The 26,970-nt window shown below is 73.5% G+C and carries 28 protein-coding genes and 2 pseudogenes; 13 read left to right on the forward strand and 17 right to left on the reverse strand.

The window, feature by feature from the left end:
* Nucleotides 1-292 precede the first annotated feature (292 nt).
* The gene (locus tag EAO70_RS20650) at nt 293-1,066 is read left to right on the forward strand and encodes a glycosyltransferase family 2 protein (protein ID WP_148004353.1); all 774 of its coding nucleotides are present in this window, start codon (nt 293-295) and stop codon (nt 1,064-1,066) included.
* A gap of 89 nt (nt 1,067-1,155) precedes the next feature.
* On the opposite strand, the pseudogene EAO70_RS20655 reads toward EAO70_RS20650, so the two are convergent.
* The 4 genes and pseudogenes from EAO70_RS20655 to EAO70_RS20670 all read right to left on the reverse strand — a co-directional run.
* Nucleotides 1,156-1,305: pseudogene (locus EAO70_RS20655) on the reverse strand (Lrp/AsnC family transcriptional regulator); the annotation flags it as partial.
* An 11-nt stretch (nt 1,306-1,316) separates the two neighbouring features.
* Nucleotides 1,317-1,847 (reverse strand): DUF1203 domain-containing protein, encoded by a 531-nt coding sequence (locus EAO70_RS20660; RefSeq protein WP_148004354.1) that lies wholly within the window; start codon nt 1,845-1,847, stop codon nt 1,317-1,319.
* 107 nt (nt 1,848-1,954) lie between these two features.
* The gene (locus EAO70_RS20665) at nt 1,955-2,347 is read right to left on the reverse strand and encodes a VOC family protein (RefSeq protein WP_148004355.1); all 393 of its coding nucleotides are present in this window, start codon (nt 2,345-2,347) and stop codon (nt 1,955-1,957) included.
* Nucleotides 2,348-2,357: 10 nt separating this feature from the next.
* Nucleotides 2,358-3,341: a helix-turn-helix transcriptional regulator gene (locus EAO70_RS20670; RefSeq protein ID WP_148004356.1), complete on the reverse strand. Its 984-nt coding sequence runs from the start codon at nt 3,339-3,341 to the stop codon at nt 2,358-2,360.
* Nucleotides 3,342-3,487: 146 nt separating this feature from the next.
* Between EAO70_RS20670 and EAO70_RS20675 the strand changes: the two genes are divergently transcribed.
* Both EAO70_RS20675 and EAO70_RS20680 read left to right on the forward strand, forming a co-directional pair.
* Entirely contained in the window at nt 3,488-3,949 is a 462-nt protein-coding gene (locus tag EAO70_RS20675) for a VOC family protein (protein ID WP_148004357.1), read from the forward strand.
* Between the two features lie 219 nt (nt 3,950-4,168).
* Complete coding sequence (locus EAO70_RS20680; RefSeq protein ID WP_148004358.1) at nt 4,169-4,492, forward strand: nuclear transport factor 2 family protein; 324 nt, start codon at nt 4,169-4,171, stop codon at nt 4,490-4,492.
* A gap of 154 nt (nt 4,493-4,646) precedes the next feature.
* Here the strand turns inward: EAO70_RS20680 and EAO70_RS20685 are convergent, their stop codons facing one another.
* Entirely contained in the window at nt 4,647-5,423 is a 777-nt protein-coding gene (locus EAO70_RS20685; RefSeq protein WP_148004359.1) for an SDR family oxidoreductase, read from the reverse strand.
* 102 nt (nt 5,424-5,525) lie between these two features.
* Here EAO70_RS20685 and EAO70_RS20690 point away from each other — a divergent pair, with 102 nt between their 5' ends.
* Complete coding sequence (locus EAO70_RS20690; protein ID WP_148004360.1) at nt 5,526-7,166, forward strand: alkaline phosphatase D family protein; 1,641 nt, start codon at nt 5,526-5,528, stop codon at nt 7,164-7,166.
* On the opposite strand, the gene EAO70_RS20695 is transcribed toward EAO70_RS20690, so the two are convergent.
* Complete coding sequence (locus EAO70_RS20695) at nt 7,153-8,193, reverse strand: Gfo/Idh/MocA family protein (RefSeq protein WP_261992966.1); 1,041 nt, start codon at nt 8,191-8,193, stop codon at nt 7,153-7,155. The two genes, EAO70_RS20690 and EAO70_RS20695, sit on opposite strands and share 14 nt — an antisense overlap.
* Before the next feature lie 71 nt (nt 8,194-8,264).
* On the opposite strand from EAO70_RS20695, the gene EAO70_RS20700 reads away from it, so the two are divergent.
* Nucleotides 8,265-9,602, forward strand: a complete 1,338-nt coding sequence (locus EAO70_RS20700; RefSeq protein WP_410091301.1) for a Bcr/CflA family multidrug efflux MFS transporter — start codon at nt 8,265-8,267, stop codon at nt 9,600-9,602.
* Between the two features lie 9 nt (nt 9,603-9,611).
* Nucleotides 9,612-10,595, forward strand: coding sequence for a small ribosomal subunit Rsm22 family protein (locus EAO70_RS20705; RefSeq protein WP_148004362.1), 984 nt, complete (start codon nt 9,612-9,614; stop codon nt 10,593-10,595).
* 91 nt (nt 10,596-10,686) lie between these two features.
* On the opposite strand, the gene ddaH is transcribed toward EAO70_RS20705, so the two are convergent.
* Nucleotides 10,687-11,517, reverse strand: coding sequence for a dimethylargininase (gene ddaH, locus EAO70_RS20710; protein WP_341623138.1), 831 nt, complete (start codon nt 11,515-11,517; stop codon nt 10,687-10,689).
* 170 nt (nt 11,518-11,687) lie between these two features.
* Here ddaH and EAO70_RS20715 point away from each other — a divergent pair, with 170 nt between their 5' ends.
* Nucleotides 11,688-12,308 carry a TetR/AcrR family transcriptional regulator gene (locus EAO70_RS20715; RefSeq protein ID WP_148004363.1) on the forward strand — a complete coding sequence of 207 codons (621 nt, stop codon included), beginning with the start codon at nt 11,688-11,690 and terminating at the stop codon, nt 12,306-12,308.
* 115 nt (nt 12,309-12,423) lie between these two features.
* The gene (locus tag EAO70_RS20720; RefSeq protein WP_148004364.1) at nt 12,424-13,203 is read left to right on the forward strand and encodes a bifunctional DNA primase/polymerase; all 780 of its coding nucleotides are present in this window, start codon (nt 12,424-12,426) and stop codon (nt 13,201-13,203) included.
* 60 nt (nt 13,204-13,263) lie between these two features.
* Here the strand turns inward: EAO70_RS20720 and EAO70_RS20725 are convergent, their stop codons facing one another.
* The 5 genes from EAO70_RS20725 to EAO70_RS20745 all read right to left on the reverse strand — a co-directional run bounded on the left by EAO70_RS20725 (nt 13,264) and on the right by EAO70_RS20745 (nt 18,192).
* Nucleotides 13,264-14,340, reverse strand: coding sequence for a hypothetical protein (locus EAO70_RS20725; protein ID WP_187283965.1), 1,077 nt, complete (start codon nt 14,338-14,340; stop codon nt 13,264-13,266).
* Complete coding sequence (gene efeU / locus EAO70_RS20730) at nt 14,297-15,178, reverse strand: iron uptake transporter permease EfeU (RefSeq protein WP_148004365.1); 882 nt, start codon at nt 15,176-15,178, stop codon at nt 14,297-14,299. The genes EAO70_RS20725 and efeU overlap by 44 nt, the downstream gene beginning before the upstream one ends.
* Nucleotides 15,179-15,208: 30 nt before the next feature.
* On the reverse strand, nt 15,209-16,465 hold the full coding sequence (efeB, locus tag EAO70_RS20735) for an iron uptake transporter deferrochelatase/peroxidase subunit (RefSeq protein WP_261992967.1): 1,257 nt from the start codon (nt 16,463-16,465) through the stop codon (nt 15,209-15,211).
* 41 nt (nt 16,466-16,506) lie between these two features.
* Complete coding sequence (efeO, locus tag EAO70_RS20740; RefSeq protein ID WP_148004367.1) at nt 16,507-17,661, reverse strand: iron uptake system protein EfeO; 1,155 nt, start codon at nt 17,659-17,661, stop codon at nt 16,507-16,509.
* A 330-nt stretch (nt 17,662-17,991) separates the two neighbouring features.
* The gene (locus EAO70_RS20745; protein WP_148004368.1) at nt 17,992-18,192 is read right to left on the reverse strand and encodes a hypothetical protein; all 201 of its coding nucleotides are present in this window, start codon (nt 18,190-18,192) and stop codon (nt 17,992-17,994) included.
* 78 nt (nt 18,193-18,270) lie between these two features.
* On the opposite strand from EAO70_RS20745, the gene EAO70_RS20750 reads away from it, so the two are divergent.
* Nucleotides 18,271-18,948, forward strand: coding sequence for a PhzF family phenazine biosynthesis protein (locus EAO70_RS20750; RefSeq protein ID WP_148004369.1), 678 nt, complete (start codon nt 18,271-18,273; stop codon nt 18,946-18,948).
* Nucleotides 18,949-18,971: 23 nt separating this feature from the next.
* Here the strand turns inward: EAO70_RS20750 and EAO70_RS20755 are convergent, their stop codons facing one another.
* The gene (locus EAO70_RS20755) at nt 18,972-19,622 is read right to left on the reverse strand and encodes a heme oxygenase (biliverdin-producing) (protein ID WP_148004370.1); all 651 of its coding nucleotides are present in this window, start codon (nt 19,620-19,622) and stop codon (nt 18,972-18,974) included.
* A 200-nt stretch (nt 19,623-19,822) separates the two neighbouring features.
* Nucleotides 19,823-20,680 carry a type I methionyl aminopeptidase gene (map, locus tag EAO70_RS20760; RefSeq protein WP_148004371.1) on the reverse strand — a complete coding sequence of 286 codons (858 nt, stop codon included), beginning with the start codon at nt 20,678-20,680 and terminating at the stop codon, nt 19,823-19,825.
* Between the two features lie 62 nt (nt 20,681-20,742).
* Here map and EAO70_RS20765 point away from each other — a divergent pair, with 62 nt between their 5' ends.
* Entirely contained in the window at nt 20,743-20,979 is a 237-nt protein-coding gene (locus EAO70_RS20765) for a hypothetical protein (RefSeq protein ID WP_148004372.1), read from the forward strand.
* Between the two features lie 25 nt (nt 20,980-21,004).
* Here EAO70_RS20765 and EAO70_RS20770 read toward each other — a convergent pair whose 3' ends face one another.
* Nucleotides 21,005-22,324 (reverse strand): MFS transporter, encoded by a 1,320-nt coding sequence (locus EAO70_RS20770; protein ID WP_148004373.1) that lies wholly within the window; start codon nt 22,322-22,324, stop codon nt 21,005-21,007.
* Between the two features lie 166 nt (nt 22,325-22,490).
* Nucleotides 22,491-22,763, reverse strand: a pseudogene (locus EAO70_RS20775) (hypothetical protein); the annotation flags it as partial.
* Nucleotides 22,764-22,869: 106 nt separating this feature from the next.
* Here EAO70_RS20775 and npdG point away from each other — a divergent pair.
* Both npdG and EAO70_RS20785 read left to right on the forward strand, forming a co-directional pair.
* Nucleotides 22,870-23,583, forward strand: coding sequence for an NADPH-dependent F420 reductase (gene npdG / locus EAO70_RS20780; RefSeq protein WP_148004374.1), 714 nt, complete (start codon nt 22,870-22,872; stop codon nt 23,581-23,583).
* Nucleotides 23,584-23,684: 101 nt separating this feature from the next.
* Nucleotides 23,685-23,867 (forward strand): hypothetical protein, encoded by a 183-nt coding sequence (locus tag EAO70_RS20785; RefSeq protein ID WP_148004375.1) that lies wholly within the window; start codon nt 23,685-23,687, stop codon nt 23,865-23,867.
* Between the two features lie 84 nt (nt 23,868-23,951).
* Here the strand turns inward: EAO70_RS20785 and EAO70_RS20790 are convergent, their stop codons facing one another.
* The gene (locus tag EAO70_RS20790; RefSeq protein WP_148004376.1) at nt 23,952-24,746 is read right to left on the reverse strand and encodes a site-2 protease family protein; all 795 of its coding nucleotides are present in this window, start codon (nt 24,744-24,746) and stop codon (nt 23,952-23,954) included.
* Nucleotides 24,747-24,860: 114 nt separating this feature from the next.
* Between EAO70_RS20790 and EAO70_RS20795 the strand changes: the two genes are divergently transcribed.
* The coding region (locus EAO70_RS20795) for an AfsR/SARP family transcriptional regulator (RefSeq protein ID WP_148005268.1) at nt 24,861-26,970 on the forward strand (2,110 nt) is incomplete at its 3' end.

Genomic DNA, 26,970 nt, shown 5'->3' on the forward strand with positions numbered 1-26,970 from the left:
GGTCTACCCGCTAACGCTCCCCATCGGAACGCATCGGAACGCATCGGAACGCATCGGAACAGGTAAATCGCGAGGGCGGATGCCCCTCGCGACTTCCCTCACAGGCCAGCCAGCACCGGGGAACAGAACCCGGCGTACAGCCCGGCTCGTCTGCCTCTCAAGCCTCTGACCTGCGAATATCGCAGGTCAGGGGCTTTTTGGTGTACTGGCTCGCCGTCCGTGGCCGGGCGGGCGCCTACGATTCCAGTGTTTGAATGGGACGGTCGTTCCTGACCGAGCAAGGAGAACCGCTGTGCCCCTGGTGTCCGTCGTGATGCCCGTCTACAACTCCGCAGCGACCCTCGGCGTGGCGGTTCGGTCGGTGCTGTCGCAGACCCACACCGACCTGGAGCTGCTGGTCACCGACGACAAGTCCACCGACGACTCGATGGACCTGCTCATGGAGTTCGCCCGGCGGGACGAGCGGGTCAAGCCGGCGTCCGCGCCGGAGCAGGGCGGTGCCGGCCGGGCCCGGAACCTCGCCATCGAGCGGGCCCGCGGGGACTACGTCGCCTTCCTCGACAGCGACGACATGTGGCTCCCGGAGAAGGCCGAGAAGCAGCTCGCCTTCGCCGCCGTCGGCACGGCGCCCCTGACCTTCACCTCGTACTACAAGATGGACGCCGACTACGCGGGCGAGAGCACCGACTTCGAGCCGAACGGGCGCGTCGTCCAGGCCCGCGCGCACGTCGACTACCGCGCCATGCTGGTCCGCGACTACATCGGCGCCCTGACCGCCATGTACGACCGCACGGTCCTCGGCACCCGCCTGATGCCGGAGATGCGGAAGCGCCAGGACTACGCCCTCTGGCTGTCGATCATGCGCGACGGCGCCGACGCGCGCGGGCTGTCCGAGCCGCTCGCCGTCTACCGGGCCCACCAGGCCGGCTCCCTGTCCTCCAACAAGCTCTCGCTGGTCCAGTACAACTGGGAGCTCTACCGCCGCCACGAGGGACTCTCCGTCCCCCGGGCGACCCGAGGGCTGGCCGGCGCCGTGTGGCAGTCCCTGCGTAACTCCCGTATCTAGCGCCCGAGCCCGTCCGTTTCCGACTGAGCCCCCCGTCCCGGCCGTGCGCCCTGGACCCGGGGGCTCCGTCGTGCGCGACGCCGCCCCGGTCAGGACGACTGCCCCGGCGTCCCGCCGATCTCCGGGGCGACCGGGCGCTCGAAGAAGGTCTCCCGTACCACCGTCGCCCGCGTCCCGCTCACCCCGTCGATCGCGTAGAGCCGCCGCAGCTCGTCCCGCAACCGCTCGGTCGTCGCCGTCGACCCGCCCCTCAAGCCCGCCGGACCTCGAAGTGGAAGCAGCCGTACTCGACCGCCCGTACGTGGACCAGTTCCACGGCCGGGTCCGCGAAGGCCTCGGCGAACGCCCGGTCGAAGCCCTCCGACGACGCCTCCGGGATCTCCAGCAGTCGGCCCCCGACGATCCGGCCCGCCGCGTCGTACCGGCGGAGGACCCGGAGCGCCCCCGCACGCGCGAAGGGGTACGTCGTCGAGGGCGCCGGACCGCCGCACTCCTCGGCGTGGACGAAGACCGGCCCCTGCTCGTCGTAGGCCCCGGGATCGGCCCCCGTCCCGGCCGCCCAGCGCCGCAGCGGCGCGTAGGCGACGAGGGCGATCCGCTCGCCCGGGACGGACGGGCGCAGACAGCAGCGCAGCGGATCGCCGCCCTCGACGGCCGCGTACGGGGCGCAGGCACGGCCCGCGTCGTCCGCGACCCGCAGCTCGGCGAGGGCGGACGGCGGGATGGCCCGGGCGGTGTGGGCGTGGGCGTGGGCGGTCGCGGCGACGGTCTCGTTGCTCATACGACCAGCTTCACGCGCCGCCGCCCGCACCGCTGGCGCAATTCGGACGCGACGGTCCCGGCCCGGTGCGAGACGCGACGGCCCCGGCCCGTACGAAAGGACGCCTCCTAGGCGGACCCGAGCGGCGGGAGTCGGCGGTGCAGGAGGCAGAACTCGTTGCCCTCCGGATCCGCCAGCACCTTCCAGCTCTCGGTGCCGCTCTGCCCGACGTCCGCCGGCCTGGCGCCCAGCGCGAGCAGCCGCTCCCACTCGGCCTCGTGGTCGCGGTCGGTGGGACTGACGTCGATGTGCAGCGGGAGCTTCCCCCGCCGAGGGTCGCTGCTGGGACTGAGGATGAGCGTGGGCTGCGGACCGCCGAAACCGGCCTCGGCCGGGCCGATCTCGATGCTTCCGTCGTCGTCCCGCCCGAGCTCGACGTACCCGAGGACCTCGCTCCAGAACACGGCGAGCGCCTCGGGATCGGCGCAGTCGACGACCAGTTCACTGATGCGGCATGCCATGTCCGCGACCCTATGCCCGGCTCCGCCGCCCCGCCCCTCCGTCGTCGACCGGGGGCGTGGCGGCCGACAGCAGCCGCTCCGCCAGGGCCCGGCAGCGATCCCCGAGTTCCGGCGGGTCGAGGATCTCGAACTCGTGCCCGAGGAGAAGTACGTGCAGGAGGACGCGGTCGAGGTCCGCGGCGCCGCTCAGCACCTCGCAGCGGCCCCCGTCCCGCTCCCGTACGACCGCCGCCGAGGACGGGACCTGCGCACGGACCGTCTCCGCCGGCGCGTGGACGAGGAAGCGCGCCCGGTGCGCGTAGACGCGGCTCGCCACCCCCTCCTGCACGTACTCCGCCGCCTCCGGTGCGGGCCGGGGGCGGAAGCGCCACGTCCGGGCGGTCACCGCCGTCATCCGGTCCACGCGGAAGGTGCGCCAGTCGTCGCGGTCGAGGTCGTACGCCAGGAGGTACCAGCGCCGGTCGGAGGCGACCAGTCGGTGCGGTTCGACACGGCGGGGCCGCGGTGCGCCGCCGGAGGGGTAGGCGAAGACGGCCTCGACCTCGTCGCGGCAGGCGCCGGCCAAGGTCATGAGCACCTCGGGTTCGACCGGGGCGCGGCCCCCGCCGAAGAACTCGACCGAGCCCGACAGGGCGCGCACCTCGTGCCGCAGCCGGGTCGGCAGCACCTGGTCCAGCTTGGTCAACGCCCGCAGCGTGGCGTCACCGGTACCGGCGGCGGCCCCGGCCAGCAGGGAGACCGCGGTCGCGGTGGCCTCCTCGTCGTCGAGGAGCAGCGGCGGCAGATCCTGACCGCGGCCCAGCCGGTAGCCGCCGCCGACCCCCTGGCCCGCGTGCACGGGGTAGCCGAGCGTGCGGAGCCGCTCGACGTCGCGGCGCACCGTGCGGGGGGTGACGCCGAGCCGCTCGGCCAGCTCGGGGCCCGACCAGGCGCGGCGCCGCTGCAGGAGGCCGAGGAGGGTGAGCACCCGCTCGGTCGTACCCAGTTCGTCCATGCGGGTCAGCCTGCCAGAGGTGGCGGACCGATCCTGTCCGCCTCGGGTGCCAGGGTGGACGCAGAGGCCACGGGTACGGGTCCGCGCCGTCACACGGACCGCCGCCGCTCCCGCCGGCCGTACGACGAGACGAACGGAGCAGCACGATGAGCCGCCGATTCCAGGTCACGTTCGACGCGCACGACCCGGCAGCGCTGTCGACCTTCTGGCGGGACGTCCTCGGGTACGTCCACCCGGGCCCGCCCGGGGTCGAACTCCCGGAGGGGGCCGACCCGCTGGCCGCGTGGGACCGGTTCCTCGCGGACCTCGGGGTGCCGGAGGACCAGCGCAACACGCGGTCGGCCGTGGAGGACCCGGAGGGCGAGGGGCCCCGGGTGTTCTTCCAGCAGGTGCCGGAGGGCAAGGAGGGGAAGAACCGGGTCCACCTCGACGTCCGGGTGGCGCCCGGACTCGCGGGGGACGAGCGGATGGCGGCGCTGGAGGCCGAGTGCGAGCGGCTGGTGGCGCTGGGCGGAACCCGGCTGCGTCGCTTCGAGCCCGCGCCGCCGATGAGCAACGGGTGGATCGTGATGGCGGACCCGGAGGGCAACGAGTTCTGCCTGGACTGAGGCGTGAGAACGGTGCCGGCGTGTGTGCGGGCTTGGCCGGGGCGTGCTGCCTGGGCTGAGGGCTGAKGGCTGGGGGCGGCTCCGAGATCCCGGCCGGGCCGGCCCCGGGATCCCGTCCGGCGGGCCGCTCGTCCAGGTGGCCCAGCCCGTCCGCCGACACGCCGCAGGCGCCCGGCGTGTTCGCCGGGCGGGCCGGTGCGCGCGGTGTACGGCTAGGGCATGACCATTCCCGTGGAGCGGCTCACCGACCCCGCCGTGCGCGCCTTCGTCGCAGCCATCAACGCCCATGACCAGACGGCCTTCCGGGAGGCGCTGACCTCCGGTGCGACCATGTCCGACGACGGCTCCGAACGGGACCTCGCGGACTGGACCGACCGGGAGATCTTCTCCTCGCGCGGGCACATGGAGGTCGAGTCCGAGAAGGGCGACGGCCGCGACCTCGTCGCCCGGTTCCGGAACGACACCTGGGGCGAGATGAAGACCCGCTGGCGCTTCGTCGTGGAGGGCGGCAAGGTCGCGCGCTTCGAGACCGGCCAGGCCTGACGGAGCCCGAGGTCCCCTCGTCCTCCTCCTGAGCCCGTCCGCCCACCGGCGGGCGGGCTCGGATCCTGCCCACACCCCTCCGCCCGGGGCCGGGCGTCCGGCGGGCTCGGATCCCGCCCGCGCCCGCCGGGCGCGTCACCCCCCGCCGGGCGCGTTACCCCCGCCCGATGTACGGCATCGCCGTCGCCATCACCGTCGCGAACTGCACGTTGGCCTCCAGCGGCAGCGCCGCCATGTGCACCACCGTCGCCGCGACGTCCGCCGCGTCCATGACCGGTTCCACCGCCGTCTCGCCGTTGGCCTGGAGGATGCCGGTCTGCATGCGGGCCGTCATGTCCGTCGCCGCGTTGCCGATGTCGAGCTGGCCGCAGGCGATCCGGTACGGGCGTCCGTCGAGCGAAAGGGACTTCGTCAGGCCCGTCATCGCGTGCTTCGTCGCCGTGTACGCGATCGAGTGCGGGCGCGGCACGTGGGCCGAGATCGAGCCGTTGTTGATGATCCGGCCGCCCTGCGGCGACTGCTCCTTCATGGTCCGGAACGCCGCCTGGGCGCAGAGGAACGCGCCGGTCAGGTTGACGTCGACGACCGCGCGCCAGGTGTCCGGGTCCAGGTCCTCGACGGGGACGCCGCCGCCCGCGAACGTACCCGCGTTGTTGAAGAGCAGGTCGACACGGCCGTGGCGGTCCCGTACCGCCGTGAAGAGGGCGGCCACCTCGTCCGCCGAGGTGACGTCGGTGGGGACGGTCAGGAAGTCCCCGTCCGGTGCGGCCGCCGCCGTCTCCTCCAGGGCGTCCGCCCGGCGGCCCGCCAGGGCCACCGACCAGCCCGCCGCCGCCAGGGCGAGGGCCACACTCCGGCCGATGCCCGATCCCGCTCCCGTCACCACTGCGATGCTCATGGGCGCGCAGCGTACGCGAGACGCATGCCCCATGAACTCATCGTCCCGACACGTGGATGTCCTGTACCCGACAACACGCGGTCGTCCCGCCCCCCTCGAATGACGGACGGACAGCATCCGTCTGGGGAGGGGCACATGAACCGCGTACACGACGTCTACCAGCACTCCGACGAACTCCGCGCCGCCGCACGCCACTTGGGCCGGCGCCGGTTCCTCACCGCCACCGGGGCCGCCGCCGCCCTCGCCTTCGCCACCCAGCTTCCGCTCGCGGGCTCGGCCGCCGCCGCCGAACTCGACGGGCGCCGGCTGTCCGAGGACCCGTTCACCCTCGGCGTGGCGTCCGGCGACCCCCTGCCCGGCTCCGTCCTGCTCTGGACCCGGCTCGCGCCCCGGCCCTTCGAGCCCGGCGGCGGGCTGCCCGCCGCCCGGGTGGCGGTCCACTGGGAACTCGCCCGCGACGAGCGCTTCACCCGGACCGTGCGCCGCGGCCTGGCCACCGCGCACCCGGAGTTCTCGCACACGGTGCACGTCGAGGTCGAGCACCTGGACGCCGGCCGGGACTTCTTCTACCGCTTCCGCGTCGGCGACTGGACCAGCCCCGTCGGCCGCACCCGCACCGCACCCGCCCCCTGGGCCCGCACCACCGGCCTGAAGCTCGCCGCCGTCTCCTGCCAGGCCTACCACGACGGCTACTTCACGGCCTACCGCCACCTGGCGCGGGAGGACGTCGACGTCGTCTTCCACCTCGGCGACTACCTGTACGAGTACGCCGTCGACGCCAAGGGCGGGGCGCGCGCCTACACCGACCGGACGCTCCCGGCCGTCTTCGCCCGCGAGACGCTCACGCTGGACGACTACCGGCTCCGCTACGGGCTCTACAAGTCGGACCCCGACCTGCGCGCCGCGCACGCCGCGCACCCCTTCGTCGTCACCTGGGACGACCACGAGACCGAGAACAACTACGCGGGCGGCACCCCCGAGAACGACGTCCCGCCGGAGGAGTTCCTCCTCCGCCGCGCCGCCGCATACCGCGCCTACTGGGAGCACCAGCCGCTCCGCGCGCCCCAGCGGCCCCAGGGACCCGACATGCGGCTCTACCGGCGGCTGCGCTTCGGGCGGCTCGCCCAGTGCGACATCCTCGACACCCGCCAGTACCGCTCCGACCAGGCGTACGGCGACGGCTGGCAGGTCCCCGGCCCGGAGTCGGAGAATCCGGCGCGGACGATGACCGGGGCCGCGCAGGAGCGGTGGCTGCTCGACGGCTGGCGCGGCTCCCGGTCCCGCTGGAACGTCCTGCCGCAGCAGGTCGTCCTCGCCGAGCGCCGCGACCGCGCCACCGCCGACTTCAAGCTCTCGATGGACTCCTGGGACGGCTACCCGGCCGCCCGGCAGCGCCTCCTCGCCGGTGCCGCCGCCGCGAGGGTGGAGAACCTGATGGTGCTCACCGGGGACGTCCACGTCGGCTATGGCCTGGACCTCAAGGCCGACTTCCGCGACCCGTCCTCGCGGACCGTCGGCACCGAGATCGTCGCCACCTCGATCAGCAGCGGCAAGGACGGCGCCGACCGTCCGTCGAACTACGACAAGCTCATGCAGGCCAACCCGCACCTGAGGTTCTTCAACGGGCGGCGGGGCTACGTCACGGTCGCGCTCGGGGAGGAGGCCGCCCGGGCGGACTTCCGGACGGTGCCGTACGTCACGACCCCGGGCGCTCCCGTCGCCACGGCCGCCTCCTTCGTCACGGAGGCCGGCAACCCGGGGCTCACGCCCGCGTGACCCCCGAACCGTCGTCGGAGCCTCCGCGCGGCCCGGGTACGGCCTCCTGCGGGTAGCGGACGCCGATGCGGTCCCGTACCGCGTCGAGCGTCCGCATCACGGCGAGCGAGCCGTCGAGGGGGACGAGCGGGGACTCCGTCAGGCCGGCCCGCAGGCAGCGCACGACCTCAGCGGCCTCGTGCCGGAGGGAGTGGGGATCCTCCGGCGCGGTGATCACCTCGGGCTCGTGGCCCTCGCGGTGGAGGGTGAGGTGTTCGGGGAAGAAGAAGCCGCGCGGGAGGTCGATCCGGCCCCGCGAGCCGGTGACCGAGGCCGTCAGCGGGGTGTCCGCGTCGAGCGAGCAGGACAGCAGGGCCGAGGCCCCGGAGTCCGACCAGCCGAGCAGCATGCCGGTGTTCAGGTCGACGCCCTCCGGCGAGAGCAGCGCGTGCGCGTGGACCGTGTCCGGCTCGCCGAGGAGCAGCTGGGCGAACGACACCGGGTACACGCCGAGGTCGAGCAGCGCCCCGCCGCCCACCGAGGGGTCCCGCAGCCGGTGGTCCGCCGGGAACGGCCCCGCGAGCCCGAAGTCCGCCTGTACGGTCCTGATCTCGCCGATCGCCCCGCCGTGGACCAGCTCCACGAGACGCCGGATCAGCGGGTTGCAGTACATCCACATGGCCTCCATGAGGAAGAGGCCGCGGTCCCGGGAGAGGATGACGAGTTCCTCCGCCTCGCGGGCGTTGAGCGTGAGAGCCTTCTCGCAGAGCACCGCCCGGCCCGCCGCCAGGGCGCGGCCGGCCGCCTCCCGGTGGGCGTGGTGCGGGGTCGCCACGTAGACCACGTCGACGTCCTCGTCGGCGAAGAGCCCGTCCCACCCGCCGTACGCCCGCGGGATGCCGAACCGGTCCGCGAAGGCGCGTGCGGAGGCCTCCGTGCGGGACGCCACCGCGACGACCTCGGCGCCGTCGAGGGTGAGCAGGTCCGTGGTGAACCGTTCCGCTATGCCGCCCGTCGCCAGAATGCCCCAGCGCACCGTGTCACTCATGTACCCCACCCGTCCCACAGAGGTCTCGACCATGCCGATCGAGCTGAGAGCATAGGCAAGGATTCAACGAGATGGAGCAGTCGATGCCGGAGAGCGGTCAGAAAACAACACAAGGACACATAACCGAGAGCGCTCCGGTCGCTCCGGCGGGGTCCGTCACCGCCGCCCGGCGCACCGGGCTGCTCGTCACCCTCGTCCTCGGCGGGCTCACCGCACTGCCTCCGCTCTCCATGGACATGTACCTCCCGGCCCTGCCCGAGGTCACCGGCGCGCTGAACGCCCCCGCCGCCACCGTCCAGCTCACCCTCACCGCCTGCCTCGCCGGCATGGCCCTCGGCCAGCTCGTCGTCGGCCCCATGAGCGACAAGTGGGGCCGACGCCGCCCCCTGCTCGTCGGCATGATCGTGTACGTCCTGGCCACCGCCGTCTGCGCGCTCGCCCCCTCCGCCGAACTGCTCATCGGCTTCCGGCTGCTCCAGGGACTCGCCGGCGCCGCCGGCATCGTCATCGCCCGCGCGGTCGTCCGCGACCTGTACGACGGCGTGGAGATGGCCCGGTTCTTCTCCACCCTGATGCTGATCTCCGGCGTCGCCCCGATCATCGCGCCCCTCATCGGCGGCCAGATCCTGCGGATCACCGACTGGCGGGGCGTCTTCCACGTCCTCACCGTCATCGGCGTCCTCCTCACCCTCGTCGTCTGGCGCTTCCTCGCCGAGACCCTGCCGCCCGAGCGCCGGCACGAGGGCGGGGTCGGACAGGCCCTGCGCACGATGAGGGGGCTGCTCGGCGACCGCGTCTTCGCCGGGTACATGCTGACCGGCGGCCTCGCCTTCGCCGCCCTCTTCGCCTACATCTCGGCCTCGCCGTTCGTCGTCCAGGAGATCTACGGGGCCTCGCCGCAGACCTTCAGCCTGCTCTTCGGCCTCAACTCGATCGGCCTGGTCGCCGTCGGCCAGGTCAACGGCAAGCTGCTCGTCGGCCGCGTCAGCCTCGACAAGGCGCTGGGCTGGGGCCTCGGGACGATCCTCGTCGCCTCGCTCGCGCTGCTCCTCATGACCTCCGGCGTCTTCGGGGAGGTCGGGCTCGTGCCGGTCGCCGCCGGGCTCTTCGTCCTGATGTCGGCGATGGGCCTCGCGATGCCGAACACCAACGCCCAGGCCCTGATGCGCACCCCGCACGCCGCCGGCTCCGCGTCCGCGCTCCTCGGCACCACGTCGTTCCTCGTCGGAGCCGTCGCCTCCCCGCTCGTCGGCATCGCCGGCGAGCACACCGCCGTGCCGATGGCGGTCGTCCAGCTGACCTGCGCCGTCCTGGCCCTGGCCTGCTTCCTTGGCATGTGCCGGCCGTGGCGGTCGACCGCGACGGTCCAGCAGGTCCGGGCCCCCGGGACCCCCGGGCCCGCCGCCTAGACTGGATCGGTGAACGCCTCCGCTCCCACCGCCGACTCGCTGCGCGCCGCCCTCGCCGGGCTCCTCGGCGGGCTGCCGCCCAAGCAGGCCACCCAGGCCGTCGACCGGCTGATCGCCAACTACCGGGGGACCACCCCGACGGACGCCCCCGTGCTCCGCGACCGCTCCGACGTCGCCGCGTACGCCGCGTACCGGATGCCGGCGACCTTCGAGGCGGTACGGGGCGCCCTCGCCGCCCTGCGCGCGGCGGCGCCCGCGTGGGAGCCGCGCACCCACACCGACGTCGGCGGCGGCACGGGCGCGGCGAGCTGGGCCGTCGCCGAGGCCTGGGGGGAGCGGGCGCCCCGCAGCACGGTGCTGGACTGGGCGGAGCCCGCCCTCGCCCTCGGACGGGAACTCGCCGCCGGGGCCCTGGACGCCGAGTGGCGCACCGCCAGGATCGGCGGCGCGCTGAAGCTCGACGACACGGACCTGGTCACCGTGTCGTACGTCCTCAAGGAGCTGACCCCGGCCGACCGGGACGCCCTCGTGACCGAGGCGGCGCGGGCCGCGCAGACGGTGGTGATCGTCGAGCCCGGCACCCCCGACGGCTACGAGCGGATCATCGCCGCCCGCACCCGGCTGATCGAGGCCGGGTTCACCGTCGCCGCGCCCTGCCCGCACAGCGGGACCTGCCCGATCGAGCCGGGCACGGACTGGTGCCACTTCGCGGCCCGGGTCAGCCGCTCCTCGCTGCACCGGAAGGTGAAGGGCGGCTCACTGCCGTACGAGGACGAGAAGTACGGCTACGTGGCGGCGACCCGGCTGCCGCCCGCGCCGGCCGCCTCCCGCATCACGCGCCGGCCGCAGATCCGCAAGGGCATGGTGCTGCTCGACCTGTGCGGCCCGGACGGACTGGGCCGCGACACGGTCACCAAGCGGCACGGCCCGCTGTACCGGCAGGCCCGCGACGCGGAGTGGGGCGACTCCTGGCCGCCGGAGGACGAGGGTTGAGGGCCTCTCCCGAACGCGTGACCCCCGTCTTCCGAACCCGTGGCCCCGGCCCGTGGCCCCGCCCCCCGGGCCGGGGACGGGGGACTCCCGGCTAGGGCCGCAGCTCCTGGGTGCAGCACTTCACGCTGCCGCCGCCCTTGAGCAGTTCGCCCAGGTCCATCCCGATCGGTTCGAAGCCCCGGCTGCGCAGCGGGTCGAAGAGGCCCACCGCCGCCTGCGGGAGGAGGACGTTCCGGCCGTCGCTGACCGCGTTGAGCCCGAGGGCCGCCGCGTCCTCCTCCGTCGCGATCAGGGCGTCGGGGAAGAGCCGGGCGAGCACCGCGCGGCTGCCGGGGGAGAAGGCGTCCGGGTAGTACATGACCTCGTCGCCCGCGTCGTCCAGGACGCACAGCGCCGTGTCCAGGTGGTAGTACCGCGGGTCCACCAGCTCCAGGCTGATCACCGGGCGCCCGAAGAACTCCTGCACCTCGTCGTGCGAGAGCGGACTGGAGCGGAAGCCGCGCCCGGCCAGGATCCAGGAGGCGGTGACGGCGAAGTCGCCCTCGCCCTCGTTGATGTGCTCCGGAGCCCGTACGTCCTCGGCCGCCCAGCCGTTCGACCGGAACCAGGCCAGGTGCGCCGCGGCCTCGGCCGTGCGCTCCGCGTGGGCGAACATCGCCCCGAGGACCCTGCCGTCGACCACGGTGGCGCCGTTCGCCGCGAAGACCATGTCCGGCAGCGCCGGGTCGGGGGTGAGCAGTTCGACCGTGTGGCCGAGCGCGCGGTAACGGTCGCGCAGGTCCTCCCACTGGGCGAGGGCGAGCGGCAGGTCGACCGGTTTCGTGGGGTCCATCCAGGGGTTGATGGAGTACGTCACCGTGAAGTGCGCGGGTGGGCACATCAGATAACGGCGGGGCGAGGGCGTGCGCGGAGTGGTGCGCAATGAGGGCTCCTCACGGACGGGTGGTCAGAGACACCGGCGGGGGTCTCCGCCGGATCGGTGAACCCCATGGTCCGCCTTCCGGGCCCGGTGCGCAGTGGACCGTTCGGGTGGTTCGGTTCCGGCCACCGACTCGCGAGACGTGGCGTCTCGTGGGCTGCTAGATTGGGCCCATGTCCGACGCCAAGGCCCCCGACGCCTCCCGCCGCAGCGAGCGCTCCCGCCGCGCCATCTTCGACGCCGCCCTCGCCCTCGTCTCCGAGACCGGCTACGCGAAGACCACCATCGAGGGCATCGCCGCCCGCGCCGGAGTGGGCAAGCAGACCATCTACCGCTGGTGGCCCTCCAAGGCCGCGGTCCTCCTCGACGCCTTCCTCGACCTCGCCGCCCGCGCCAACGAGGCCCTGAGCGGGGAAGGGGCGAGTGAGATCCCCGACACCGGCGACCTCGCCGCCGACCTCCGGTACGTGCTGCGCGCCACCGTCGACGAGATGAACGACCCCGCCTTCGACGGCCCCAGCCGCGCCCTCGCCGCCGAGGGCATCGTCGACCCCGAACTCGGCGCCCGCTTCACCGAGGCCCTCCTCGAACCGCAGCTCCAGTACTACGTCCGCCGCATCACCGCGGCCCAGGCCGCCGGTGACGTCGACCCCGGCGTCGACCCCCGCGTCGCCCTCGAACTCCTCGTCGGACCGCTCCACCACCGCTGGCTCCACCGCACCCTGCCGCTCACCCACGCCTACGCCGACACCCTCGTCGACCTCGCCCTGCGCGGCCTCGCGCCGAGGGACTGAGACATCCGTCGCACACCGGTTCCACCCCCCGGTTCCGCACTCCGGTCACCCAGGGAGCAGGATGGTGGGACCATGGGCAGAGCCGAACGGGCGAGCATGAGGTGTGAGGGGATAGATGGGCGACGGGATCGGCCGCTACCGCGGCACGGAGAGCAAACTCGCACAGTGGCTGCGCAGGCGCCCGAAACGCACCGCGGCCGACGACGAGAACGACCGCGAGACGCTGCTCCTGGCCGTCGCCGTCGCGGGGCTGCCCCTCGCCCCCGCCGCGTACCCCGTCGGCTACAGCTGCTCCTGTGAGCGGATCGGCTGTCCCACCCCCGGCCGGCACCCCGTCTCCTTCGCCTGGCAGACGCAGTCGACCACCGAACGCGGCCAGATCGAGCGCTGGGCCCGCAACGAGCCCGAGGCGAACTTCATCACCGCCACCGGCATGGTCCACGACGTCCTCGACGTACCGCTCGCCGCCGGCCGCGCCGCCCTGGAGCGCCTCCTCGCGGAGGGCGTCGAGGTCGGGCCGGTCGCCGAGTCGTCCGACGTCGACCCGACCGCCGGCCGGATGCTGTTCTTCACCGCCACCCGCGGCACCCCCGAGGACGAGGACGAGTGGTGGCCGTGCGAGCTCGACTGCCACCCCGAGACGATGGACGAGCACCCGGGGCTGCGCTGGCACTGCCGCGGCAGCTACGTCCTCGTACCGCCGGCCCGGCTCCCCGGTGACGAGAGCGCCCATCCGGTCGTGTCCTGGCTGCGCGGCCCCGAGCATCCGCTGCCCGACCCGCTGAACCTCCTGGAGACCCTCCAGGACGTCTGCGCCCGCCACGTGGCCGCGCGCGAGGCGGAGGGCGACGGGGAGCACACGGCCCACGAGATCGCCTGGCCGCTCACCCGCTGACCCACCGGCCTCCTGAGCCGCTGACCCGGTGGCCCGCCGGCCTCCCGGCCCGGGGGGCCGCTACGAGCCCTGTGCGCCCACCACGCCCTGGAGCCGGGCCCTGAACGTGACCGCGTCTCGGTCCGCGCCGGCCGGCTTCACCAGGACCGCCTGGTTGGACACCCACTCCTTGGTGACCGTGTTCCGGACCTCGCCGGTCAGCAGCGCCTTGATGTCGGGGTCGACCTTGGGGCGGTAGCCCGCCGCCGCCGTCTGCCGCTCGAAGAACCGCGTCGCGAAGAACACGAACGCGCCGCCGTCCTTCGTCCGCAGCCCCAGCGGGGCGAAGTCGCCCCCGTCCGCGACCCGGTCGAGGTACTGGGTGGCGAGCCCCGGGCGCTTGGCGCCCTTCTCCCGCTGCTCCCGCAGCAGCGTCGTGTGCGGTCCCGCCGCGAACGGCCCCTGCCGCCCGCTCTCCAGGAACCCGACGTACGCCTTGCCGAGGTCCCCGGGTGCGACCGCGAGCCCCTCGCCGTCCCGGGCGACCGGCACCGCGTACCCGTCCTCCTCGGCGAACTCGGGCACCTGGGACGGGCCGAGGATCACCAGATGGGCGACCTCCCACAGCTGCTCGGGGCCGTTGCGCACGAAGACCAGGAGCCAGCGCTGGTCGCCCGAGCCCTCGTCGGTGTCCAGGTTGGGGTCGGTGTCCGCGAGGAACCAGCGCGGCCAGCCCGCCTTCCGGGGCAGCACGAAGCGCGCGTCCGAGAGTTCGAGGGGGCGGTGGTTCGGGTTGTTCCCGGGCGAGGTGACCGCCCGGGCGCGCAGACCGGCCTGGTTGATCTCGCCCAGCGGGCCGGTGACCCGTCCCGCGTCCAGCGCGGGATCGTGGGCCTTGTCCGCCTTGTTGTAGGCGGCCGTGAAGTCGGCGAGGGCTTGCGCCGCCTCGGCGCGGGTGGCCGGCGGCAGCAGGGCGAGCTCACCGTGCACGGTGACGCAGCCGCTCGCGGTCAGCGCGAGGACCGTCGCCGCCGCCGTCGCGGAGAGGAGGCGTACGGGCCGCCCGCGGCGCCCGGCCCCGGCGGGGGTGATGGACCGTCCTGCCGACGGCCGCTCAAGCGGTCGTCCCGGCGCTCGCCTCAGCGTCAGCCTTCTCATCGGTCGCCTTCTGCTTCTTCACCCGCGTGGACGGACCCGACCCTATCGGGGCGAGGAACAGCGCGAGCGTCGGGACCAGATACAGCACCCACACCGTGACCTGAAGGACCGTCGGGTTCGGCTGGAAGTTGAAGACGCCCTTGAGGAGGGTGCCGTACCAGCTGTCCGGCGGGATCGTCGCCGAGATGTCGAAGGCCTTGTCGGCGAGGCCGACGAGGAAGCGGGCCTCCTGGAGGTCGTGCACGCCGTACGCGAGGACGCCCGCCGCCACGACCACCAGCATGCCGCCGGTCCACGTGAAGAACTTCGCCAGGTTGATCCGCAGCGCGCCCCGGTAGAACAGCCAGCCGAGGAACACCGCCGTCAGCAGCCCGAGGAGAACCCCGGCCAGCGGCGCGAACGTGCCGTCCGAGGAGGCCCGGATCGACGCCCAGACGAACAGCGCCGTCTCCAGGCCCTCCCGGCCCACCGCGAGGAACGCGGTGGCGACCAGCGCGCCCGTCCCCATCTGGAGGGCCGCGTCGAGCTTGCCGTGCAGCTCGGCCTTCAGATGCCGGGCCGTGCGCCGCATCCAGAAGACCATCCAGGTCACCAGGACCACCGCGACGATCGACAGTGAACCGCCCAGCAGCTCCTGCGCCTCGAAGGTCAGCTCCTGGGAGCCGAACTCCAGGCCGGCGCCGAAGGCCAGGGCCACGCCGACGGCCACGCCGATGCCGATCCAGATCGGCTTCAGCGCGTCCCGTCGGCCGGTCTTCACCAGATAGGCGATGAGGATGCAGACAACGAGGCTGGCTTCCAGGCCCTCGCGCAGGCCGATCAGATAGTTACCGAACACGTCGGTTCCCTCCCGGGGTTGCGTGGAGTGTCACGAGAAGAGCGCCCGGCCCCACCAGTCGTCCTTGTCCCGGACGCCGGGCGGGATGGCGAAGAGCGCCGAACCCACGTGCTGGATGTACTCGTTGAGGGCGTCGGCCCGCGCCAGGGAGGTCTGCACCGGGACGAAGCCGGTGCGTACGTCCTTCTGGTAGGCGAGGAAGAACAGTCCGGCCTCCAGGCGGCCGAGGCCGTCGGTGCCGTCGGTGAAGGAGTAGCCGCGGCGCAGGATCGTCGCCCCGGCGTTGGTGTCGGGGTGGGCGAGGCGGACGTGGGAGTCCGGCTTCATCGCCTTCAGGAACGGCTCGTCGTGCTCCTTGGCCTTGCCGACGGGCGCGCCCTCGCGTTTGTCGCGGCCGAAGATGTCCTCCTGCTCGGCCAGGGAGGTGCGGTCCCAGGTCTCGACGTTCATCCGGATGCGGCGTGCGACGAGGTAGGAGCCGCCGTCCATCCAGGCGGCCGGTCCTTCGGCGTCCTTGCCGGAGACCCAGACGTGCTTGGCGAGCCGTTCGGTCTCGGTGCCGGCGATGTTGCGGGTGCCGTCCTTGAAGCCGAAGAGGTTGCGGGGCGTCTGGGCGTCGGGGGTCGTGGAGGAGGTCTTCCCGAAGCCCAGCTGCGACCAGCGGACCGCGGCTGTGCCGAAGGCGATCCGTGCCAGGTTGCGAATGGCGTGCACGGCGACCTGGGGGTCGTCGGCGCAGGCCTGGACGCAGAGGTCGCCGTCGCTGCGGGCGGGGTCCAGGTTGTCGCCGGGGAACCGGGGCAGTTCCACCAGGGCCCCGGGCCGGCGGTCCTTGAGCCCGAAGCGGCCGTCGAAGAGGGAGGGGCCGAAGCCGATGGTGAGGGTGAGACGGGAGGGCTTGAGGCCGAGGGCCTCGCCGGTGTCGTCCGGCGGCGCCTCCGGGATGCCCCCGTAGGCGCCCTCGCCGACCTCGGCGCCGGCCGTCATCCGCTCGGCGGCCCGCGTCCAGTCCTGGAGGAGCTGGACCAGTTCGGCGCGGTCGGTCGTCGTCACGTCGAAGGCCGCGAAGTGCAGCCGGTCCTGCACGGCGGTCGCGATGCCGGCCTGGTGCGCGCCGTGGAAGGGCACGGCCGTGCCGCTGTCGGCGACGGGCACGGAAGAGTTCCCGTCCCCGGCCAGCAGGGCGGCGGCGCCGCCCGCGGCGGCGGCACCGAGCGCGAGCCCGGCACCGCCCCAGCCGATGACCGCGCGGCGGGAGGGATCCGCGCCTTGACCGTTCTCGCGCACCACAGTTCCGGCTTTCGGTAGACGGGTTGTTTGCAGACGGATTACTTGGTGACGGCGGCGGCGAGCTTGGAGAGCGGCTCGGCGAGCGCGTTGACGCCGTCGGAGAGCTCCTTGCGCTCGGGCTTGCCGACCTTGTCGTAGGAGGTGAAGTCGTAGCCGTTCTTGTCCGCGCGGTACTGGTCGAGGAGCGTGTTCAGGGCGGTGAACTGCTTCTCCAGGTCGGCGACGAGCTTCGGGTCGTTCTTGGTGGCGACCGGCTTGAGGAGGTCGAAGGACTTCTGGGCGCCCTCGACGTTGGCCTTGAAGTCGACCAGGTCGGTGTGGGAGTAGCGCTCCTCCTCACCGGTGACCTTGCCGCTGGCGACCTCGTCGAGGAGTTCCTTGGCACCGTTGGCCATGGAGGTGGGGGTGATCTCGGCCTTGCCGACGCGCTTGACCCAGTCCGCGAGGTCCTTGTCGAGGAGGTCGGCGAGCTGCTTCTCCCGCTCCCCGATCTTCTTGTCCTGCCACAGGGCCTTCTCCAGGCGGTGCCAGCCGGTCCAGTCCTTGGCGGCGTCTTGGCCGTCCTCCAGGCCGTCCTCGCGGACGTCGACCTTGGGGTCGATGTCGCCGAAGGACTCGGCGACCGGCTCGGTGCGCTCCCAGCCGATACGGGAGGGGGCGTAGGCCTTCTTCGCGGCTTCGAGGTCGCCGGCGCGGACGGCGTCGGTGAAGACCTTGACCTTCGGCAGGGTGGCGTCGGCCTGGGCCTGGACGTACTGGCGGTAGGCGGCGACGGCGGCGTCCATCTCGGGGGAGCGCTGGGCGCCGGCGGCGCCGCCGGTGGCCTTGACCTGCTGGCGGATGCCGTCGCCGACCATGCCCGGCTTGCAGGCGATCGCGTAGTCGCCGGACTTGATCTCGGCGGTGATGGTGGCCTTGGTGCCGGGGCCGATGTTCTCGCGCTCGGTGACGATCCGGTCGTCGGGGTAGAGGACGTAGACCTCGGTGACCTTGGAGCCGCGGTTCTCGACGGCGAGCTTGAGGTGTCCGGCCGGGAACTCCTTCTTCGACACCTCGCAGGAGTCGTCCTTGGCGACCACGGTGATCGAGCCGTCGTCCGCCTTCGCGTCGCTCTTCTCGGTGCAGCCGGTGACGGCTGCCAGGGCCGCGGCGGTCGCTGCGGCGGTGACGGCGGAGAGGCGAACGGCTCGCATGGGGACTCCAGAAACACGGGGGACGGGGCTGAGGCTGACCTAACTTAACCGAGGCTTACCTCAGCCATACCCGGCCGTCCAGTGATTCGGCTCTCAGAACCGACCGGCCGGACACGGCCTGATCACAGGGGGTCCATGGGGCGCTCATGGAGTGGTCAAGGGCTGGTCAAGGAGGGTGAATCGTCGCTTTCGCCCGCGCGGTGCCTCCGCCTCGGCACGATGAGCGGGGCCCCCGTCCGCGGGTGTGGGAGAACCTTCCCGTTCCTGGCGGCCGTCGGTTCGTCGAGCAGGGTCGACTTCCCGGCGCTGTTGGGGCCGACCAGCGGCGGATCAGGAACCCGTCGCGCGACGGCGCACGGCGACGACGACGCCCGCTCCGGCCGCCACGGTCAGGGCGGAGGTGGTGCGCTGCCTCCCGCCGCACCGGGGGAGACGGTCGCCGAGGCCGTCGGTGTCCGGGTCGACCGCGGCGGCCGGGCCGTGCTCGACTCCGTCGGCGTCGAGGCTCGGGCCGGCGAGATCCTCGCCCACCCCCCCCACCAGGCAGGGCCGCCCCCGAATCTCCGGGGGCGGCCCTGCCGCCCTGCCCCAGGTGGTTCAATCTCCGCCATGGACACCGTGCCCGCCGCCGCCACCGACATCGACGTCCTCCGGGTCTTCTGCGCGGCCGACGGCCGGCACGGCAACGCCCTCGGAGTCGTACGGGACGCCCGTACCCACCCCGATGAGGCCTCCCGGCAGGCGCTCGCCAAGGAACTCGGCTTCAGCGAGACCGTGTTCGTCGACGACCCGGAGCGCGGGATCGTCGACATCTACACGCCCGGTCTGCGGCTGCCCTTCGCCGGACACCCGCTGGTCGGCGCCGCCTGGCTGCTCGACCTGGAGGTCGTCATGCCGCCCGCGGGCGAGGTGTGGGTGCGCGGCGACGGGGAGTTCACCTGGATCGAGGCGCGCGCCGAGTGGGCGCCGCCGCGGACCCTCCGCCGGTACGGCTCCGCCGCCGAGGTGGACGCACTCGACGTGCCCGAGCCGGGCGAGTGGATTTACGCCTGGGCCTGGGAGGAGGAGGCCGCGGGCCGGATCAGGGCGCGCGCGTTCCCGGGCCGGGGCGACGGCATCGACGAGGACGAGGCGACCGGCGCGGCGGCGCTGCTGCTCACGGCGGAGCTGGGACGGGCCCTGAACATCACACAGGGCCGGGGTTCGCAGCTGCTCACTGCCCCCGGACCTGACGGCATCGTGGAACTCGGCGGACGGGTCCGCCTGGAGGGCACGCTCACGCGCTGACCCGCCTGTGCGGCCCCGCCGGGTCAGGCGCTGAGCGAGAACTCCCCGCCAAGCTGGTGGAAGACGGCGCTGTTGAAGGCGAACGCGCGCTTGCACTCGTCGATGATCCGCTGCTTCTCCAGGTCGTCGGCGTTCACCCCGTCGAGCAGCTCGCGGTAGGCCCGCTTGAAGGCGGCCGGGTTGGTGATCGTGTCGAACACGTAGAAGCGGACGCCGTCGCCCTTGCGGTCGAAGCCCCAGGTGCGCTCGGCCTTGTCGCGGATGATCTGCCCGCCCGACAGGTCGCCGAGGTAGCGCGTGTAGTGGTGGGCCACGTACCCCGCGGGCCAGTCACGGGCGCACTCGGCGACCCGCTCGGCGTACGCGACGGTGGCGGGCAGCGGGGAGACCCCGGCGCGCCAGTCGGGGCCCCGCAGATGGGCGAGGTCCTGCTCCAGGGCGGCCGTGCGGAACAGCTCGGGCTGTATGAACGGCCCGGCGACCGGGTCCGTGCGCAGGGCCTCCGCGCCGTCCTCCAGGGCGCGGTACACGAACCAGAGCTGCTCGGTGTAGCGCGCGTAGGCGTCGACGGCCAGTCGCCCGCCCAGGAGGTCGCCCATGAAGGACGACGTCTCCGCCTCCGTGTGCTGCTCGTGCGAGGCCGTACGGATGAGCGTGGAGAAGGGCGTGTCCAAGGCGAGCCTCCGGGACCGTTGGGACGGGAACCAGTGACGATTTTGCCAAGTTAGGCTTACCTAAGTCAACTGGTTCCCGACGTCCTGTCGGTAAAACGGTACCCAATCGCGGGCCGGGGTCAACGCCGGAGTGCCCGGCACATGCGAATCGGCGCGCATCCCGGGGGATTCGCGCCGATTCACGGGGGGTCCGTCGTGCTTCAGGGCAGGGTGAGGATCTCCGCCCCGGTGTCGGTCACGACGAGGGTGTGTTCGAACTGAGCGGTCCGCTTGCGGTCCTTGGTCACGACCGTCCAGCCGTCGTCCCACATGTCGTAGTCGTGGGTGCCGAGCGTCAGCATCGGCTCGATGGTGAAGGTCATGCCCGTCTTGATCTCGGTGGTGTGGTGGGGCGAGTCGTAGTGCGGGACGATCAGGCCGGAGTGGAACGACGAGTTGATGCCGTGCCCGGTGAAGTCGCGCACGACGCCGTAGCCGAAGCGCTTGGCGTACGACTCGATGACCCGTCCGATGATGTTGATCTGACGGCCCGGCTTCACCGCCTTGATGGCCCGGTTCAGGGACTCCCGGGTGCGCTCCACGAGCAGCCGCGACTCCTCGTCGACGTCACCGCAGAGGTAGGTGGCGTTGTTGTCGCCGTGGACGCCGTTGATGAACGCGGTGACGTCCAGGTTCACGATGTCGCCGTCCCGCAGGACGGTGGAGTCCGGGATGCCGTGGCAGATGACCTCGTTGACCGAGGCGCACAGCGACTTGGGGAAACCGCGGTAGCCGAGCGTGGACGGGTAGGCGCCGTGGTCGCACATGTACGCGTGCGCGACCCGGTCGAGTTCGTCGGTGGTGACACCCGGGGCGATGTGCTTGGCGGCCTCCTCCATCGCCTGCGCGGCGATGCGGCCGGCGATCCGCATCCGCTCGATGGTGTCGGAGTCCTGCACCTCGGGCCCGTCGTACGGGGCCGGGGCGGGCTTTCCCACGTACTCGGGGCGGCGGATGGAGCCCGGAACGGAACGGTGGGGGGAGAGCTCCCCCGGGACGAGAAGCGACTGGCCAGACATGCCAGCGAGTCTAACGACCGGGTCTTGGGGCAGCATGGTCCCAAGGGAAGGAGCCGACGACCATGGCCCTGTTCAAGAAGCGCACCGCGGGCAAGCCGGGTGAGTGGTACTACTGCCTGGAGCACAAGAAGGTCGAAGAGGGCCCCGACTGCCCGGCGAAGAACCGCTTCGGCCCGTACGCCAGCCGCGAGGAGGCCTCCCACGCGATGGAGACCGCCCGCGAGCGGAACCTGGAGTGGGAGACCGACCCCCGCTGGCACGACAAGGCGGGCGGGGAGGCGCAGGACCCCCCGCGGTAGGCACGGCCGGGCCGGCCGGGACCGCTCAGGCGGTCCCGGCCGCCTCCCGGTCCGCCGCGTCCCGGGCGGTCGCCTCCTGCTGCGCCTTGCGCCGCAGCGAGTCCTCGTCGGTGTCGGAGTCGTACGTGAGCAGCTTCGGCAGGGCGAGGCAGAGCAGGCCCACCGAGGCGACGCAGGCCACGCCGCCCGTCCAGACCGCCGACCGGGTGCCGGTCCAGCCCGCCATCGCGCCCGCCCTGACCTGACCGAGCTGTGGCCCGACGCTGTACGAGAGCACCTCGATGCCCGCGAGCCGGCCGCGCAGCTCCTCGGGGATCGACTGGTTCCAGATGGTCGAGCGGCCGAGTCCGCTCAGCATGTCGCCGGCCCCGGCGAAGGCCAGGCAGAGCAGGACCAGCCAGATGTTCCCGAACCAGCCGGCCGCCGCGATGGCCAGACCCCAGCCCGCGGCGCCTCCCGCCACCAGCAGTCCGTGCCGCCGCACCTTCGCGGTCCAGCCGCTGGTCAGACCGAGGACCAGGGAGCCGACCGAGCCCGCCGCGTACATCAGACCGAGCGACCAGTCCGCGTCCAGCTCGTCCGCGAGGAACGGGAAGATCGTGTTCGGGAAGGCGAAGAACATCGCCGCCAGGTCGATCGCGTACGTGCCGAGCAGCACCGGCCTCGACCAGGCGTACCGCGCGCCCTCCGCGATGCCCCGCAGGGAGGGCTTCTCGGCGTCGTGCGCGGGCGGCGCGGGCGTGAGCCGGCGGCAGAGCAGCACCGAGGCGGCGAAACCGGCGATCGTCACCCCGTACGCGGGCGCGGGACCGGCATACGCCACGACCAGACCCGCGATCGACGGGCCGGCGATCGCGCCGATCTGCCAGCGCAGCGAGTTCAGCGCGGCCGCCGCCGTCTGGTGCTCGTGCGACACGATCCGGGCGAACAGCGAGTCGAGCGCGGGACGCTGGAGTCCGGCGAGCGCCGAGACCCCGGCCGCGACCACGTACAGCGGCCAGAGCATCGGCTCCGGCAGCAGCGCGTTGACGAGCAGGAGTCCCGCGAGCAGTCCGAGGCCGGCCTCGGTCCAGAGGATCACCCGCCGCCGGTCGACCGCGTCGGCGAGCGCCCCGCCGTACAGGCCGAACACGATCAGCGGGACCAGCTCGACCGCGCCCATCGCGCCGACCGCGAGGGGCGACCCCGTCAGCTCCTTGATCTGCAGCGGAAGGGCGACCATCGCCATCGCACTGCTGAAGAAGGTGACGAGCCCCTGGACCCAGAGGAGCCGGAAGTCGCGGGACGCACGCCAGGGCGCGGTATCGGGCAGCAGGGCGGAGGCTTTGGAGAGCGCGGAGGACACGAAGGGCCATGCTCCGTCCCCAGGGTGCCGAAGGCAACTTCATTACGTGTCAGGCCCCGGCCGCACCCGTCACGACCCGGCCCACCCCACCCGTCACGACCCGGGAGCGAACCCGGAGGCCGACCATGGCTCTCCGCCCCCCCGGCACCCCGYCGGCCTCCTACCAGCCCCACCCCACCGCCAGATGCGCCGGATCACCCGGCCGCACCCGGTGCCGTACCAGCGTCGGCGCCAGCTCCGGGATCCCCGACCAGGCCGACTCGTCGACCAGATGGGCCGCCAGGTGCCAGGGCTCGTACTCCTCCGTACCGACCAGCAGCAGCCCGCCCCGGTGCGGGACGACCGAGGACCGGAGCGCGCCCGCGAACCGGCGGGCCGCCCGCGGCCACTCCGTCCCGGCGAGGACCTCCCGCAGCAACGCGACCCGTACGGCATCCATGCCCCGCATCCTGGACCGGACGAGGGCCCGCGCGGGGCCGGTCGGGCCCGTTTCACCCGTACGGGAGCCGCCCCGGCGGACCCGACCGCTCGGTAGTGTCGGGTCCATGACTTCCTCGACCCCCAGCACCCCCGCGGCCAAGGCCGCCCCCAAGGACCCGTGGGACCTCCCCGACGTCACCGGCCTCGTCGTCGGCGTCCTCGGCGGCACCGGCGACCAGGGCCGCGGCCTCGCCTACCGGCTCGCCAAGGCCGGACAGCAGGTCATCATCGGCTCCCGCGCCGCCGACCGCGCCCAGCAGGCCGCCGAGGAGATCGGCCACGGCGTCGAGGGCGCCGACAACGCCGACTGCGCCCGCCGCAGCGACATCGTGATCGTCGCCGTGCCGTGGGACGGGCACGCCAAGACCCTGGAGTCGCTGCGCGAGGAGCTCGCGGGCAAGCTCGTCGTGGACTGCGTCAACCCGCTCGGCTTCGACAAGAAGGGCGCCTACGCGCTCAAGCCCGAGGAGGGCTCCGCCGCCGAGCAGGCCGCCGCGCTCCTCCCGGAGTCCCGGGTCGCCGCCGCCTTCCACCACCTCTCCGCGGTCCTCCTCCAGGACGCCTCCCTGGCCGAGATCGACACGGACGTGATGGTCCTCGGCGAGGAGCGCGCCGACGTCGAGATCGTCCAGGCCCTCGCCGGCCGCATCCCCGGCATGCGCGGCGTCTTCGCCGGCCGGCTGCGCAACGCCCACCAGGTCGAGTCGCTCGTCGCCAACCTGATCTCGGTCAACCGCCGCTACAAGGCGCACGCCGGGCTGCGCGTCACCGACGTCTGAGCCGTCCCCCGGCGCGACGCCCGAGCCGGTCCCGGCCGGACGGCGGGCATGGGGGACACTGGACGGGCACAGCAGCCGTACCCGGACAGGAGCCGACCCCCATGCCCCGCCTCGCCCTCTACGCCCTCGTGGTCTGCGCCCTGGCCGTCGCCGCGGCCGTCGTCTCCTTCGTCGAGGGCAGCTTCCTCGGCGTCGTCTGGGTCCTGATCGCCGGCCTCTCCTCCAACATGGCCTGGTACTACGTCCGCCGCGCGAAGGTCGAGAAGGCCGCCGCCGAGGCGTGAGCCCGCCGACGGGACCGGTCCGCGAGGACCGGCCCCCCCGGGACCGGCCCCGCGGACCGCCCCCGCCGGGGCGGGCCCCCGGCGTCAGGCCTCGCAGAAGTCCGGCGCCCCCTGCCAGAACCGGAACAGCTGCGAGCCGCAGTAGCGGGACAGCTCCGGCACCCCGAGCGACCGCATCAGCGCGTCGATCGCGTCGAAGAAGCCGTCGTTGACCGCCGGCACGAACAGCAGCGCGATCACGACGAAGAAGCCGTACGGCGCGTACGGCGCGATCTGCCGCTTCACCCGGTACGACAGCCAGGGCTCCACGATCCCGTACCCGTCGAGCCCCGGCACCGGCAGCAGGTTCAGCAGCGCCGCGGTCACCTGGAGGAACGCCAGGAAGGCCAGCGCGTACTGGAACACCAGCGGCACGCCGTCGAGCGCCCCCAGCCAGAACGGGGCCGTGCAGACGAGCGCGAACAGCACGTTCGCCAGCGGGCCGGCCGCCGAGATCAGGCTGTGCTTCCAGCGCCCCTTGACCCGGCCCTGCTCGATGAAGACCGCACCGCCGGGCAGACCGATCCCGCCCATGATCACGAACAGCACCGGCAGGACGATGCTGAGCACGGCATGGGTGTACGCCAGCGGGTTCAGGGTCAGATAGCCCTTCGCCCCCACCGTGATGTCACCGCCGTGCAGCGCCGTACGGGCGTGCGCGTACTCGTGGAGGCAGAGCGACACCACCCACGCCGAGGTCACGAAGAGGAAGACCGCCAGACCGGGCAGGGCGGCGAAGTCCGTCCACACCGCCCAGCCGGTCACGGCCATGACGGCGAGGATCGCCAGGAAGACGGGGCTGATCCGCCGCTCGTGGCGCCGGTCGGTGGCCGTGGTCATCGCGGGAGCTCCCAGGGGACGGAGGTGGCACCCTTCGGTGCCCGACGTGCGGGAAACGTACCGGGGGACGGGCCGAGTTCCGGACCCGGGGACCCACTCGCGGAGAATGGGCCCGTGCACTACTGCCTCCTCGGCCCCACCCTCGCCCGCACCCCCGACGGCACCGACGTGGCCGTCGGCGGCCCGCGGGTCCGCGCGCTGCTCACCGTCCTCGCCCTGCGGGCCGGCCGGACGGTGCCCGTACCGGACCTCGTCGACGAGGTGTGGCACGGCGACCGGCCGCCCGCCGACGCCGTCGCCGCGCTCCAGGCCCTCGTCGGACGGCTCCGCAAGGCCCTCGGCCGGGACCGGATCGTCTCCGCCGAGGGCGGCTACCGGCTCGACGCCCGGCCCGAGGACGTGGACGCCCGCCGCTTCGAGCGACTGGCCGCCGAGGGCGTGGCCGCGCTCGGCACCGGGGACCCGGCGCGGGCCGCCGCTCTCCTCGACGAGGCCCTCGCGCTGTGGCGCGGGCCCGCCCTCGCCGACCTGCCCGACCGGGAGGCGGAGGCCCCCCGCTGGGAGGCCCGCCGCCTCGACGTCCGCCGCGCCCGGCTCGACGCCGCCCTGGGCCTGGGCGAGGCGGCCGCGGCCCTCCCCGAACTGACCGCCCTCTGCACCGCCCACCCCCTGGACGAGACCCTCCAGGCCCTGCGGATCCGGGCCCTGCGGGACACCGGACGCGCGGCCGAGGCCCTCGCCGCCTACGAGTCGGTCCGCCGCGCGCTCGCCAACCGCCTGGGCACCGACCCGTCACCCGCGCTGCGCGCCCTCCACGCCGAACTGCTCGCGGGACCGCGACCGCGCCCGCCGGAGCCCGCCCCTGAGCCCGCCCCGGAGCCCGGGAAGGACGAACCCCCGGGTCCGCGGCGGGCGGAGCCCTCCGTCCGGGGCAACCTCCGGGCCCGGCTCACCAGCTTCGTCGGCCGCGACGAGGAGATCGCCGCCCTCCGGGACGACCTGCGCACCGCCCGCCTCGTCACCCTGCTCGGCCCCGGCGGCGCCGGGAAGACCCGGCTCTCGCAGGAGGCCGCCGAGCGCGCCGCCGAGGCCTGGCCGGACGGGGTCTGGGTCGCCGAACTCGCGCCCGTCACCGACCCCGAAGCCGTCCCCGAGGCGGTCCTCGCGGCCGTCGGCGCCCGCGAGACCGTCCTGCGGGGCGCCGGCGCCGAGGAACTCCGGACCGGCAACGACCCTCTCTCCCGGCTCGTCGAGCACTGCTCCGGGCGCCGGATGCTGGTGCTCCTCGACAACTGCGAGCACGTGGTGGCCGCCGCCGCCGAACTGGCCGAGACCCTCCTCGCCCGCTGCCCGGAACTCCGGGTCCTCGCGACGAGCCGGGAGCCGCTGGGCGTACCGGGGGAGCTGGTACGGCCCCTGGGCCCGCTGCCGGCGGGCATGGCGCTGCGGCTGCTCGACGAGCGGGGCGCGGCCGCGCGGCCGGGGTTCACCGTGGGCGGGGACCCCGGGGCGGCGGAGGAGATSTGCCGCCGCCTCGACGGTCTGCCGCTGGCGATCGAGCTGGCCGCGGCCCGGCTGCGGATGCTGACGGCACGGCAGATCGCGGASCGGCTSGACGACCGGTTCCGGGTGCTGACCTCGGGGGCGCGGACGGTGCTGCCCCGGCAGCAGACGCTGCGGGCGGTGGTCGACTGGTCGTGGGACCTGCTCGACGAGGTGGAACGCGCGGTGCTGCGCCGGCTCGCGGTCTTCACCGGCGGCTGCGATCTGGCGGCGGCCGAGGCGGTCTGCACGGACGACGGGACCGGCGAGAGGCTCGACGTCCTGGATCTGCTGGGGGCGCTCGTCGACAAGTCGCTCGTGGTGGCCGGCCCGGGGGACCGGGGGATGCGCTTCCGCCTCCTGGAGACCGTGGCGGAGTACGCGGGGGAGCGGCTCGACGAGGCCGGGGAGCGGGCGGCGGCCGAACGGCGCCATCTGACGTACTACCGCGAGCTGGCCCGCCGTACCGATCCCGAGCTGCGCGGATCGGGCCAGGTGGCCGCCATCGCCCGCTTCGGCGCCGAGTACGGCAACCTGCGCACCGCCCTGCACCGGGCCGTCGACGCCCACGACGAGGACGAGGCGCTCGTCCTCGTCCACTCCCTGCTCTGGTACTGGCAGATGCGCGACCTGCGCTCCGACGCCCTGCACTGGGCCCGGGCGACCGCCGACCTCGGACCCG

Source organism: Streptomyces sp. adm13(2018) (assembly GCF_008042145.1).
Taxonomy (GTDB): Bacteria; Actinomycetota; Actinomycetes; order Streptomycetales; family Streptomycetaceae; genus Streptomyces.